Annotated in this window: 8 protein-coding genes; 6 read left to right on the forward strand and 2 right to left on the reverse strand. The window is 46.1% G+C overall.

Features of this window, described 5'->3' with window-relative positions; genetic code table 11:
- Positions 1 to 123: 123 nt before the first annotated feature.
- Both F0231_RS01405 and F0231_RS01410 read right to left on the reverse strand, forming a co-directional pair.
- Positions 124 to 1635 (reverse strand): aldehyde dehydrogenase (NADP(+)), encoded by a 1512-nt coding sequence (locus tag F0231_RS01405; RefSeq protein ID WP_171757925.1) that lies wholly within the window; start codon positions 1633 to 1635, stop codon positions 124 to 126.
- A gap of 20 nt (positions 1636 to 1655) precedes the next feature.
- The gene (locus F0231_RS01410; protein ID WP_171757926.1) at positions 1656 to 2657 is read right to left on the reverse strand and encodes a 4-hydroxyproline epimerase; all 1002 of its coding nucleotides are present in this window, start codon (positions 2655 to 2657) and stop codon (positions 1656 to 1658) included.
- A gap of 111 nt (positions 2658 to 2768) precedes the next feature.
- Between F0231_RS01410 and F0231_RS01415 the strand changes: the two genes are divergently transcribed.
- From F0231_RS01415 to F0231_RS01440, 6 genes are all read left to right on the forward strand, one after another.
- Positions 2769 to 4022: an FAD-binding oxidoreductase gene (locus tag F0231_RS01415; RefSeq protein WP_171757927.1), complete on the forward strand. Its 1254-nt coding sequence runs from the start codon at positions 2769 to 2771 to the stop codon at positions 4020 to 4022.
- Between the two features lie 126 nt (positions 4023 to 4148).
- The gene (locus F0231_RS01420; RefSeq protein WP_171757928.1) at positions 4149 to 5114 is read left to right on the forward strand and encodes an ornithine cyclodeaminase family protein; all 966 of its coding nucleotides are present in this window, start codon (positions 4149 to 4151) and stop codon (positions 5112 to 5114) included.
- A gap of 80 nt (positions 5115 to 5194) precedes the next feature.
- On the forward strand, positions 5195 to 6109 hold the full coding sequence (locus F0231_RS01425; protein WP_171757929.1) for a dihydrodipicolinate synthase family protein: 915 nt from the start codon (positions 5195 to 5197) through the stop codon (positions 6107 to 6109).
- Between the two features lie 317 nt (positions 6110 to 6426).
- Positions 6427 to 11745 (forward strand): response regulator, encoded by a 5319-nt coding sequence (locus F0231_RS01430; protein ID WP_253825692.1) that lies wholly within the window; start codon positions 6427 to 6429, stop codon positions 11743 to 11745.
- 12 nt (positions 11746 to 11757) lie between these two features.
- Entirely contained in the window at positions 11758 to 12846 is a 1089-nt protein-coding gene (locus F0231_RS01435; RefSeq protein ID WP_171757931.1) for a two-component system response regulator, read from the forward strand.
- 35 nt (positions 12847 to 12881) lie between these two features.
- A complete protein-coding gene (locus F0231_RS01440; RefSeq protein ID WP_171757932.1) occupies positions 12882 to 14420 on the forward strand; it encodes a response regulator in 1539 nt (512 codons plus the stop codon).
- Positions 14421 to 14591: the final 171 nt, after the last annotated feature.

Here is a 14591-nt window from a genome sequence, read left to right on the forward strand (position 1 = left end):
TTGCCTATTAATTACTAGGCAATGATGAGCATTGTGTCAATGAGACGCGCAGAGGTCGTATATGTTCAGCAGAGTGATGTGTGGTGGGTTCTACCAACCCACCACGGCTGGATACTGGTGTCGTTACTCGTTTATATCGTGGCGAACACTCAGTGGATTTGAAGTTTTCAGCGCACTAGGTAACAACTCTTCAGGGATTGATTGATAGGCAACCGGTCTTAACCAGCGCTTGATGGCTTCTGCGCCGACCGATGTACTCGCAGGCATGGTTGAAGCTGGGTAGGGGCCACCGTGCACCATAGCGTAGCTGACTTCAACGCCCGTCGGCCAACCATTAAACACTATGCGTCCAGCAACCTCTTCAAGCTCGGCAAGTAGTGCGCTTGCTAGGGAGTAATCAGGGGCATCTGCGTGAATCGTTGCCGTTAAACTCCCCGCAAGGTTTTGACTTAGGGAGATCATTTCATTGTCATCTTCACAAACGACCACGATAGATTGAGGCCCAAAGATCTCCTCTTGCCAATGTGGGTTGTTTCGCCACTCGGCACTGGTCGTTTCAAAGAGCATAGCGGGTACACCTTCATCAGGGGTTGAAGCGGTGTAAGTGATTCCTTGCTGCTGCGCTCGTTGTTGGCTCTGTGCCAAATAGTTTTGCTTGATTCCTGCTGTCAACATGGTTTGTCCCTGTTGCTCTTTGATTCCTTGGCGAACCGCCGCTAGGAACTGAATACTTGCCTCACTTTCGGTAACAAATACCACAGCAGGTTTGGTACAAAATTGCCCACACCCCATATTCATGGAAAGTAAGTACTCTTCTGCAAGAGTCTGAGCACTGTTTTTTAGGCGGCTGGAAAGAATGAATACCGGGTTAGACGCGCCAAGTTCGCCAAAAAACGGAATAGGTTCAGCTCGGCGCTGTGCAAGATCAAACAGCGCGCGTCCGCCATGGATGGATCCTGTAAATCCCACGGCTTTAATCGCAGGGTGGGTGACCACGGCTTGGCCTAGCTCATGGCTTGTGCCTTGAAGTAACGTAAAAATGGCTTGCGGAAGGTTCATTGAACCGAGAGCCTTCTCAATACATTTAGCCACAATGTCACTGGTACCAGGGTGCGCTGGGTGGCCTTTCACTATCACAGGGCAACCTGCTGCTAGTGCTGATGCGGTATCCCCACCTGCGGTTGAAAAAGCGAGAGGAAAATTAGACGCACCAAAGACGGCGACAGGGCCAAGGGCGATATTTTGACGTCGAATATCGGGTTTTGGGATCGGCTCGCGTTGAGGGTTTGCTCTGTCAAGGATCGCCTCTTGCCATCGGCCTGCTTCTACTACATCAGAAAACAGGCGCAGCTGTGCCGTTGTGCGGCTTAGTTCTCCATTAAGTCTCGCTAAAGGAAGCGCGGATTCTAAGTTTGCGCGCTCGACAATGGCATCTCTTGACTCTTCAAGACAGTCGGCAATGGTCTGAAGTAACTGAGCACGCACTGAAGGTTTAGTTTGGCGATAGGCTTTGGCAATTTCATTCGCGGCACTGACCGCTTTATCGACATCTTGTTGATCGTGCTCAGGAAACTGGCCTGACAGTGGTTGTTGAGAATCTGGCAGTAAAGCAGAAAAAGTTAGGTTTGGGTTCATTGTGGCTTCCTAGTTGCTAATTATTTAAGTTCAAATCCGTGTGCGTATGGGTCTTGGTCGTCAACCCAAATGGTGTTGTGTCCTGTGACTTGCGCCCAACCTTCAATACTTGGCAGTATTGCAGCACGACCGTTTACTTCTGTGACTCCTTCGATACGTCCGGTAAATAGGCTGCCAATAATGCTTTCATGGACAAAATCTTCGCCTTGTTTCAGTTTGCCTTTCGCGAACCACTGCGCCATTCGAGCGCTCGTTCCGGTGCCACAAGGTGAACGATCAAGTGCTTTTTCACCATAGAATACGGCGTTTTTAGCGGTGGACTCTGGCTGTGTTGGCGTCCCTGTCCAAAGAACGTGTGAGACGCCACAAACGGTTGGATCATCGGGGTGAACACACTCAACGGCTTTGGAAACGGCTTCGCGAACTCGTGGGCTAAACATGAGGATCTCATCAGAAGAGTAGTGTTCTAGCCCTTTAAAGTTCTCTTGTGGATCGACAATGACGTAGTAGTTTCCACCGTAAGAGACATCAACGGTGATCTCTCCCAGTCCTTCTACCTCTACAGTTACGTCTTGATGCGCTAAGTAAGCTGGAACATTAAATATCTTTACCGATGTCACTTTCTCGCCGTCACGTTGGTAGTGCACTTCAATTTGGCCTGCGGGCACATCAAGGATCAATCGACCTTCCTCTTTGGGGGTGATCAAACGGTGCTCCAGCGCTGACGTAACGGTGCCGATCGTTCCGTGTCCACACATCGGCAGGCACCCGCTGGTCTCAATAAATAGGATCGATGCATCTGCGTTATCACTGCATGGGGGTAACACGACGGAGCCCGACATCATGGCGTGCCCCCTTGGCTCAAACATCAAGGATTGGCGGATCCAATCATAGTGCTGCATGAAGTATTGACGCTTGTCACTCATGGTTTTTCCCTCTAATGGAGGAACACCACCAGTGACTAAACGAACGGGATTGCCACAAGTGTGAGCATCAATGCAAAAGAAAGTTCCTTGTCTCATTTCTCGCTCCTTGAATACGAAATTAATTGAAGTGGTCGAGCTGAATGTTATCGTGATGTTAAGTATATTTTATACAATTTTGTTTTTGAAACGTGATAAGGAGCAAAATAAATGGTGAGCAATAAAGCATCAAATAAAGAAAAAATAGCAGTAATCGGTGGCGGGATTATTGGTTTGTGTATCGCTGTTAAACTGCAATTACAAGGTCATGACGTAACGGTTTTCGATAAGAAAGGGCCAGGCGAAGGGTGTTCGAAAGGCAATGCGGGTCATTTTGCTACAGAGCAAATTTTCCCACTCGCGACGCCAACGCTCTTACCTCAGTTACCGAAAATGCTGCTCTCCAAAAACAGCCCTGTTTCTATCCGTTATCAAGATGTCCATAAGACGATGCCGTGGATGCTTCGCTTCTTAATGAACGCCAGAAAATCAGCGACCGAGCATGCGACTCAGGCGCTAACAGAGCTCAATGGTAAGGCGATGGAAAGCTGGTTTACATTGCTTGAAGAGGTCGGATTAACGAAACTGATTACGATGCGAGGTTCGCTGCTGACCTTTGAGAACACGTCTCTGTTTGATTCCTATCGAAGTACGCTAAGGGAGCTAAGAAATCGTGGTGTATCTTGTCAGGTTTGGGAAAAAGAGACGATACAAACCAAACTGCCTAACCTGTCTGAAAACGTACAGGTTGGTGTATTTTTCCCAGAGACCGGTCATACAGTAAACCCTTATGAAATATGTAATTTATTGGCAGGTGAGTTGAAAAATAAATGGGTGCATGAACCTGTGGTCGAGGTTTCTACTGATGGCGAAAAGAGTATCGTGGCGACTGAGAAAGATTGTTACTCATTCGATAAGACTGTGATAGCAACAGGGGCTGAATCGGCTCATCTTGTCGAACGTATTACTGGGATTCGCGTCCCTCTTCAGGCCGAACGAGGCTATCACTTAATGTTACCTGAGCTTACCAACACGCTTCCATTCGCTGTCAGTTCAGCAGACCGAAAATTCATTATGACGCCGATGGAAAGCGGGCTCCGTTTGGCAGGTACAGTTGAGTATGCAGGGCTAACTTCTCCACCCAATATGAAGCGCGCAACCATGCTCAAAGAGTTGGCGGCGGGGCTACTCAAACAAGATATATCATTGGTTAAATCTGGCGAGAAATGGATGGGAAATCGCCCTTCATTGCCTGACTCACTTCCTGTTATCGACCAAACTAAGGATAGAAAAATTTTGTTTGCGTTTGGTCATCAACACCTAGGACTCACTCAAGCTGCGGTAACAGCCGACCTGATTTGTCAGCTACAAAGTGAGACCTCTCTGTCGGTGGATATTTCGCCATTTGCGTTAGATCGCTTTTGAAGGAAAATTTTGAAATTTAATATTGTATAAAATATTCAGGGCGTATATGTTAATTAAATGTTTCCTGCACAGGTCGCCAAACTTGTTGCAAACACGAGCGTTTAAATGACCCTAAAAAGGAAAATCATGATCAATTTAGAGGCGCAGCAAGTCGTTGAATGTCTGACTATGTCAGGCTTGATCGAGTCGATGCGTGAAACTTACCGAGAGCAAGCCACGACTCCCCAGCGCAGGGTGATGCCATTAGAAGAAGGTCGATATGATGCGTTTGCGCTGCTGCCAGCGTGGAGTGACTCTTTGATCACCGTAAAAGCATTCACCTACTTTCCAGATAACTATATCGAGGGGAAAGATTCGCTTGCGTCGAAGATCCTTGCTTTTGACCGCACTAATGGTCAGCCGCTCGCGCTGTTGGATGGCAAGGTTTTAACGTTTTGGCGCACTGCGGCGGCTTCGGCACTGGCGGCGGATTATCTAGCAAGACCAGAGGCTTCCAGTTTATTGATTTGTGGTACAGGCAATCTCGCTCCATACATCGCGAATGCTTACGCTGCTGTTCGGCCTTTAAAGCAAGTTTATATCTGGGGGCGCGACAGTGAGAAAGCATCAAAGACTGCACAAACCATTTTAGCGAGTCGTGAGTATCAATCTTTGCCCCCAAGCGCTCAATATCAGGTGGAAGTCGTCAAGGAGATCGATTCGATCGTCGATAAGGTCGATATCATTTCTTGTGTAACAGGGTCTGATGTTCCTCTTTTTAACGGCGAACGTATCAAGCAAGGGACGCATGTCGATTTGATCGGTAATCACGATAAAGATAAACGTGAATGTGATAGCAAAGCGATCGAGCGTTCAAGAGTGTTTGTTGACAGTAAAATAAACGTCCTCGCTGAGGCTGGCGATCTGCTTATCCCTATCGATGAGGGCGCCTTTGACGTTAATGATATACAAGCGGAACTCCCTGAGCTCTGCCGCGAATCTCATTTAGGTCGATGCTCGGATCAAGAAATCACGCTCTACAAATCAGTGGGTAGTGCACTTGCGGATCTCGCGGCCGTAAAGTTCATATTATCCGAAAAATCAATTATTTAAAGTAGTACACACCCCTACAATGACGGCTTACTTTGCCGTCTTGATAAATTGCATACAATATACAAATGGAAGGTAAAAAGATGAACATCGATTGGAAAGGCGTTTACCCAGCAGTCAGTACTCAGTTTAGAGCGGATCAAAGCATCGACCTTGATGCGACTCAAACGGTTATCGACAATCAGATTAATGATGGCGTGAACGGCATCATCTGTTTGGGTACCGTTGGCGAAAACTGCGCGCTCTATCCGGATGAAAAACGTCAGGTACTTGCAGCAGCGCAAGAGGTCGTTGCAGGGCGTGTTCCTCTGATTGCGGGGACTGCAGAGTCAATAACCACGGCTGCTGTCGACTACATGCAAGATGCGAAAAAGATTGGAATCGATGGCTGTATGGTGATGCCTGCGATGGTGTACCGCACCTCTGACAGTGAGACCGTGGACTACTACCGAACGCTATCACAAGCAACCCCAGACATGCCGATGATGATCTACAACAACCCGGTCTCTTATGGTGTCGATGTGACTCTAGAGATGATGGCGCAACTGGCCGAGTGTGAAAACATTGTGGCGATCAAAGAATCGACAACGGATACGCGCCGTATTACTGAGCTGTACAATCGCTTTGATGATCGTTTTACCGTGTTTAGTGGTGTTGATGATATTGCGTTGGAATCTTTAATGTTAGGTGCGACAGGGTGGATCTCTGGCTTAACCAATGCCTTCCCAGCCGAATCAGTGGCTATTTATAAGCTGGCGAGCCAAGGTCGATACGCAGAAGCGTTAGAAATCTACCGTTGGTTCCTGCCTTTGCTCCGACTTGATACCATTCCAACCTTGGTGCAGTGCATTAAATTGGCTGAGCAAGTTTGTGGGCGAGGCAGTGAGCAAGTTAGAGCGCCACGACAGTTGCTGAAAGGTCAAGAGAGAGCCGAAGTTATTGCTCTTGTTGAACAAGCGATAGCAACCCGACCAGATTTATCAAAATACAATCTATAGACTAAAAATCTCGGGCAAGCGCTCTAGCTTGCCCAAAGCCCGTCTCCGTTATTGCTTAACCTCATATTTCGTACGTCCATTCTGTTGTTTTTTTGAGTAGCTGCTCGCCAATTTTTGTCTGTTTTGTCCTATTTTTTTGAATTTAGAATAAAGTTACTGACAATTAGATTATTAATGCCTATGGCGTCTTGATTAGAATATTATAGCGTTGTACGCTGTATTCTATAAGTAAACAGGACGTATACAATATGAAGCGTATTATTAGTGATCAATGGACTCGGTCACTCTCTGCTCTCCTTATATCAATGGCTCTTATTATGTCATTGTTCACCTTGCCTTATGCCCGAGCTGATTTCGATGGGTTACCTCCCTCTTTGCAAGGTCAATTGACAGAGTCTCAAGTCAGAAACATCACCGTAGAGATGAAGTACCTCGATGAGGTATTGACGTCTTCGGTTCTGAGTTACGCTTTTTCCGGCGATGAAAAATGGCTGGACCGTTATTACCAATTCGAACCTAAACTCACCTCTTTAATCAATGCGTTACTTGCAGCTCACAGTGAAGAAGATGCTGCGGTTGTCGCTGAACTAGAAAGTGTCAACTTTTCGCTTGTCGATATCGAGATGCGAGCAATCGATCTTGTTAAATCAGGTGATCGTCAAGGCGCGATGGATCTCATTAATAGTGAGGAATATCATCATTTCAAAAGCCAATACATGGGTGTTCTATTAAACCTGGCTAAGCGCATTGAAGAGAAGGCAAAGGTCGCTGCGGAAGGAAATCCACTGTCATTGACTACGGTAGAGCAGCAGTGGATTGAAAATAATACTGTTCGAGTGGGTATAGAACATTGGCCTCCGATGCTTCATAAAACAGAAGACGGAAAAATCGGTGGTTTGGCGGGCGAAATTGTCGCACAAATTATGGAAAAAACAGGTCTTAAGATAGAGCTGGTTGAAGCCGATTGGAGTGTTCTCCTTCAACAGTTTTATCGCGGTGAAATCGACCTGCTTCCCCACGCCTACATGAATGATGAGCGAAAAAAGGCAGGGGACTTCTCAACGCCATTTTTCTTAGTTCGAGAGTTGTTCTTTGTTCGTAATCAGGACTCTCAATATCAAATGAGTGCTGATCTTGCTGAGTCGACGATTGCTATTTCAAAGGGCTATACCACGATCGAAAAGATCAGAAAGCTCTATCCGAATATCAAGGTGATTGAGACCAGTGGTATCGAAGAGGCGATTCAGCTGGTACTGGACGAAAAAGCGGATGCCGTCCTAGACGCTGAAACCGTGATACTTGATTCATTGGCAAAAGACAGCATCACCTCTCTTCGCCCAATCAATGAAGATGTTGTTTCTCCTTCAACACTGCATTTATGGTCCACGAACAAGACTCCTATTCTCGCGACGATTCTTCAAAAAGGGTTGGACTCCCTTAACTTAAGAGACCTCATCCTGACTCGTAATGACTGGTTAAAAAACCAAGATCTACCGATGCAGACAACCATGGAAGAGCCAGAAGGCTTCATGGGAACCTTTTGGAGCGTAGCAGGCGTAGTCGTAGTGGTTGCTTTACTACTGTTCATCGTGACCGCGCGCGTTTTCCGAGCAAATGACAAAGAGCTTGCCGAAAAGTTTGGCAGTAAAAGCTTCAAACGAACGTTGTTGATTGGGCAAGCGGTGTTGGCGGTCTTCCTCGTTATAACTGGTAGTTTGATCACCGAATATGGTAATCGACAGAGCCGAAGCAATATTGAATACAGCCTTAACACTTTGCTCTCTTCCACTCACAAGCGAATGGCAGGGTGGGTAGATGTTGAAATTAACTCGCTAGAGCAGTTAGGTAAAAACCCTGAGATGGTCGCTCTGGTGAAAGAGCTGCTGACAGTAGCGCCCATGAAGGAAGCGCTAAAAGAAGCCAAAGTACAACAAGAGCTACGCGACTTTATTGAAGAAAGGAAAGGTATCTCTGGTTCATTTGGCTTTTTTGTTATCTCGCCTGAAAAGGTCAATTTGGCGTCTCGTCGCGATACTAACCTTGGGGAGCTAAACTTGATTCACAAGCAGCGCCCTGATTTGATGGAGTCAGCGTTTAATAAGCAAAGCGTCTTCATCCCACCGATTCGCTCTGATGTTCACTTAGGTGATGATCAAACCAAATCCAAACCACCAACCATGTTCTTCGCCGTGCCAATTATTGACGAATCGGGACAGGTGATTGCAGTTCTGACCAAGCGCGTCAATTTTGAAGGTGTGTTCTCAACAGTGTTGTCGGCGGGCTTTATTGGTCGTAGTGGTGAAACCTATGCGCTCGATCGTTCGGGGCTACTGCTGTCCAAGATTCGCTTCCAGAATCAATTAGAAGAGATCGGTATGCTGACCCAAGGGCAAGATGCGTCGCTAAATGTGCGAATCGCCAACCCTGGTGTCAGTCTTGTTGATAATCCTCAGCCAGCTAACCCAGAGTGGCCGTTGACGGACATGGCGAAAAGTGTCGCAGACAAGCAGTCAGGATCGAATCTATTTGGCTACAACGATTACCGAGGTGTTCCTGTTGTTGGCAGCTGGGTGTGGGATGAAATGCTAGGAGTTGGCATCGCCGCTGAAATTGATTTCGATGAGGCGTACGCACTAACCACGACTCTTAAATACACCGTTTGGTCGATGATCGGTTTAGCACTAGTGCTAATGCTTGGCACGAGTATGTTTACGCTGCGTATTGGTACTCGAGCGACACGCGCTTTGGCTCGTTCACACGCGGAATTGGAAGCTCAGGTGTTAGCTCGAACGGCTGAGTTAGAAATGAACTCTGCACGTACAAGAACCATTATTGATAACGCATCTGACGGGATCGTAGCTGTTGATGAACAAGGTGTGATTAAGGAATTCAGCCCAGCAGCAGAGGATATTTTTGGTTATCAAGCCGATGAAGTGTTAGAGAACTCCGTCGATAAGTTGATGGATATACCTTTCCACCAGCACTACCTTGAACACAAAGAGATGGGCGATGTCAGCAATCTGTTGTTTGAGCTAACGGGCTACCGTAAGGATGGTGTTCAGCTAGATATTGAAGTCGCGATTGGCGAAGCCAACTTTGATGGTGGCGCACTGTATACGGCCATTGTTCGTGATGCCACTGAGCGTAAAGAAGCAGAACGTGAACTTATGCTCGCTAAGCAAAAAGCAGAAGAGGCGACGCAAGCAAAAAGCGACTTCTTAGCCAACATGAGCCATGAAATTCGTACGCCGATGAATGCCATCATAGGGATGAGCTATTTGGCGATGCAGACGGATCTTAACCGCAAACAATCTGATTACATCAATAAAATTCAAACCTCAGCCGAGTCATTACTTGGCATCATCAATGACATTTTGGACTTCTCTAAAATTGAAGCAGGTAAGCTCGATCTTGAAAATACGGACTTCAGTTTAGAGGATTCGATTGACGGTTTAGTACAAGTGGTTGCGCATAAAGTGCAGCAAAAGGGCATAGAACTCCTTATTGATGTAGACCAAAACCTGCCTAATGACCTAGTCGGTGATCCATTACGTCTGGGACAAATCCTGCTTAACCTCACCAATAATGCTGTCAAATTCACGGACAGCGGCGAAATCATCATCAAAGCCGAACAACTGTCGCGTGAGCAAGATGAAGTGATGGTTCAGTTCTCGGTGCGTGATACCGGTATTGGTATGACGCAAGAGCAGATAAGCCGATTGTTCCAGTCGTTCAGTCAAGCCGACGCATCGACGACTCGTAAGTACGGTGGTACAGGCTTAGGTCTGACGATCAGTAAAACTCTGACCGAGTTGATGGGAGGAGAAATCTGGGTAGAGAGTGAAAGTGGTCAAGGCAGTCAGTTCTTTTTCACTGCCAAGTTTGCGATTTCGTCGATTGAAAAGGATAACTCAGTCGACTTTGCTAAGTCGCTTGAAGCTCTGCCAGTACTTATTGTGGATGACAGCGTTGCCGCTCGTGAAATCTTGCTAAACATCTGTAGCAGTGTGGGATTTGACGCAGATGTTGCCTCTTCGGGGGCGGAAGCCATAGAGAAACTTGTTCAAGCAGAACAGTCAGGCTCCCCATTTAAGTTAGTACTTGCTGACTGGAAGATGCCGACAATGGATGGCATTGAGCTTGGCCGATGTATTACTCAAGAATCTGGCCTTAGCCACAAGCCGCATTACGTCATTGTCACGGCTTACGATCGTGACGAAATGATAGAGAAGGCTCGAGACATCCATCTAGATGATTCATTGACCAAACCCGTGAGTGCATCGAATTTGGTTGATTCGGTCATGAAAGTGATGGGCAACAAAACCAAACGTGTTCAAGCTCAGACTGGAAATAAGCTTGATGTCTCAGCCACTCAAGGCATCGTAGGTGCGAAGATCTTGCTTGTTGAAGATAACGAGATAAACCAAGAGATCGCCATCGAGCTGCTCAATATGGCGGGCTTAAATGTAACGACGGCAGATAACGGTCAAGAGGCAGTTGATGCGGTAGAACAAGCCGAGTTCGACGCGGTATTAATGGATATTCAAATGCCAGTGATGGACGGTTACCAAGCAACACGTGCTATTCGACAATCAGGTAAGCATGATGAGCTACCTATTATCGCAATGACCGCAAATGCGATGTCGGGTGACCGTGAAAGGTGCCTAGAGGCTGGGATGAATGATCACCTAGCCAAGCCAATCAATCCTCAAGAAGTGTATAAGACGCTTGCTAAGTGGGTTAAGCCGACAGGTTTGACGCTAGAGCCTGCAGAGGTGCTTAGCCAAGAAGAATTTAATGTAGAAGGTTTTGATACTCCTGCCGCGCTATCTCGTATGGCAGGTAATGTGAAAGCTTACAAGAAAACGTTAGCTCGAGTGGTCGAAAGCGAGAAAGATGCAGTTGCCCGCACAAAGCAAGCGTTAGAAGAAAAAGATTTAGATAATGCCGTAATTATCATTCATACATTAAAAGGTATCGCGGGAAATATTGGTGCAGATTACCTCATTGAACCATGCGACGTACTCGAACAGGCCCTTGTATCGAAGAAAGAGAGTGGGGATGTGGAAAATCTCACTGATTTTGATGCTCAGCTAGAAGAGATCGGCAGCCTTTTGGGGCAGATGAACAGTGCTATATCCACTGCTCTCGCGAATAGCAGTGAAACCAAATCGGTGCATGAATTTGATGTGCAGCGCTTCGAGTTACTCGCCAATACACTGCTTGCGCAAATTGACGATTTTGATAGCAGCGCGTCAGACACCTTTGATGAGTTGCAAGAGTTAAAAGACTTTTCTGCGCAGAGTGCATTGGCTAATAAAATTAATGAACATCTAGGCTCGTTTGATTTTGAGTCAGCATTGCCCCTTGTGAAGCAATTATTGGCTGAATCAAAAGCGCCAGAAGAGGGTACAGATGTATCCACCGTAGACTTATCAGCTTCCTTAGCGGCGATTGAAGAGCAAATTGATATGTTCGATTCAACAGTGGTGGATGTACTGGATGAACTTTTAGAACACTCGTTAGATCCAAGCGTAGTGATACAACTTGAAAGACTCCGAGAAGTGTTAAGTAACTATGACTTTGATACTGGGGCGGACATCCTCGCTGAGTTGAAAACTAACACGACGGAATAAATAGGTAGCAAAATGAAACCAGATAAAAAAGCAACCATTCTGGCGGTAGATGATACCGTCACGAACATTGAAGTTGTAAAGGGAGTTTTATCGGACGACTACCTTGTGCAAGCGGCATTGAGCGGTGAGGTTGCACTAAAAATTATATCGAAACGTAAACCTGATTTGATTCTACTTGACGTAATGATGCCAGAGATGGACGGCTATGAAGTGTGTGAAAGGCTGAAAGCGTCTGAAGAAACAAAAAACATTCCGGTTATCTTCTTAACAGCTAAATCTCAAGAGGAAGATGAGGCCAAAGGGCTGGCGCTTGGAGCCGTTGATTACATTACCAAGCCAATTAGCCCTCCTATTTTGAAAGAGCGTGTAAAAAACCATCTGTTGTTGAAGGCCTCGATGGATCTTCTTGCTAAACAGAATGAAGCCTTAGAGGACAAAGTGGTTGAGCGCACTCAACAGCTTGGCGAGCTCCAAGATGTCGCAATGGTGGCGATGGGCGCGTTAGCGGAATCTCGTGACCCTGAAACGGGGAACCATATTCGCCGCACTCAACACTACGTCCGTCTGTTGGCGCAAGAACTTGCTAAATCTGATAAATACCGAGCATTTCTAACCCCTGAATCGATCACGGCCTTGTTTAAATCTGCACCGCTCCACGACGTCGGTAAGGTTGGTATCGTAGACAGTATTCTTCTTAAACCGGGCAAGCTGACCGAAGAAGAGTTTGAAGAGATGAAACGTCATGCAGAATATGGAAAAGCGGCGATTGAAGCGGCTGAAGGGTCAATGGATGCGGCTGATAACTTCCTGGTGTTTGCTAAAGAGATTGCCTATTCCCACCATGAAAAATGGGACGGTTCAGGTTATCCAGAAGGCCTATCTGGTGAAGATATCCCTGTCTCTGCACGCATCATGGCGATTGCTGATGTTTATGATGCATTGATTAGCCAGCGTGTTTACAAGCCTTCTCTTCCACACCAAACCGCTGTTGATATTATCGTCGACGGCAAAGGTTCCCATTTTGATCCGTTTATGGTGGATTGCTTCGTTCAAATTGCAGATGAGTTCCAACGGATCGCCGTTGAATTCGCAGATAACTAAATAATAACGCAGTTGGCTTAACAAGGACGTATTGGATGCAAAACATAAACTTGGTCGGGAAAGAGTCTCAGTATAAAGATTTGACGGTCTTGATTGTTGATGACTTTGAAGCGGTTACTCGAACTCTCTATAGTGCGTTCGAGTCTCTAGGATTTAAAACCATCCTCAAAGCAAAAGATGGTAAAGAAGCTTTATATCGACTCGAAAATAACATCGTTGATATCATCGTTTCTGATTGGAAGATGCCCAAAATGGACGGGTACCAATTGCTCCAGCGTGTACGAAAAATGGAAGCGTATAAAACCGTTCCTTTCGTCATGCTCACGGGTAACTTACAGCAAAGTGACGTGATTGAAGCTATCGAAGCTGGGGTTTCTGAATACCTGATAAAACCCTTTTCGGTCGCGACTCTGAGTGAACGCATTCATAAGGCGTTTGTCTCGCCTATTCCCAGTTCAGCAGTTAGCCGCTTGAAGAAGACCGAAGAGCAAGAAGAGAAAAAAGACCCACGGCGCACGATTCTTATCGTCGACGATGAACCAACAAATCTACAAGTGTTGGGAGAACTGCTTAAAACAGACTACAAAACCAAGGTCTGTCGCAGTGGCGCTCAAGCATTGGACATCTGTTCAAAAATCGACAAACCTGATTTGATCCTTTTAGACATCATGATGCCTGAGATGGATGGCCTTGCGGTATGTAAAGCGCTTAAATCAAACCCTGATACTGAATTCATCCCGATTATCTTTGTTTCAGCGTTGTCGCAAACCAATGATGTTGTTCAAGGGCTGAAGCTAGGTGCGGTCGATTACATAACGAAGCCTATTATTCCTGAAATTGTTTGTGCTCGCGTCGAAACTCACATGAATCTTGTCATTCAGAAAGAGAAAGTGGTTAAACAACTCGACCGATTGTTAGAAGCTGCTCGTGTAAGAGATGAAGCTGACCAAACCTTCTATCATGACTTGCGTAACCCACTCACAGCGATCTTAACTAGCCTTCCATCACTGAAAGAGAAAGCCCCTGAGTTAGACAATGAAATCACGATGATTACAGATTCATCACAAGTGATGGCGGATATGCTCGAAAATCACAACTTTCTAAAGGATCTAGAAGAGGGGAAATTTGAAAAGCCACTGACGCCTGTGACGGCCGATAATGTTATCCAACGAGTGATAGAAGGTTTTGCGGAGAAAGCGCGAGACAAGGGGGTAAGGGTTGACCTTGATGTGGATCCTCAGCATATCTACCTTGGCGACGAGCTACTTAGCTACAGTATGTACTCAAACCTAATTAACAACGCTATTGAAGCTGCGCCGATTGGGAGCAGTGTTAAAGTCACTTCTGAACGTGTTGGGGATGAAATCGTTATTTCAATTAATAACCCAGGTGTGGTGCCGATCAATATTCGTGGTCAGTTCTTTAATAAGTTCACCACTGAAGGAAAAATCGATGGTCTTGGATTGGGAGCCTATTCCGCTAAATTGTGCGCTCTTGCTCAACAAGGGCGTATCCAGTTGAAAATTAAAGAAGATATTGGAACGACATTGGTTATCTATTTAAAGGTCCAATAACACGCATAACCTTGTGACATCGAAAAATAAAGCAGCTTCTCGAAGCTGTTTTGTTTTTGAGTAAACTTAATATTATTCATCAAGATAATGAGAACTAGTTCTCTATTCGGGATACTGACAATAGCTAGCCTCTAAACTTTTAAACTAGAAAACCTGAGCCATCGGGCGGTC

This window comes from Vibrio sp. RE86 (genome assembly GCF_013114545.1).
Classification (GTDB): domain Bacteria; phylum Pseudomonadota; class Gammaproteobacteria; order Enterobacterales; family Vibrionaceae; genus Vibrio.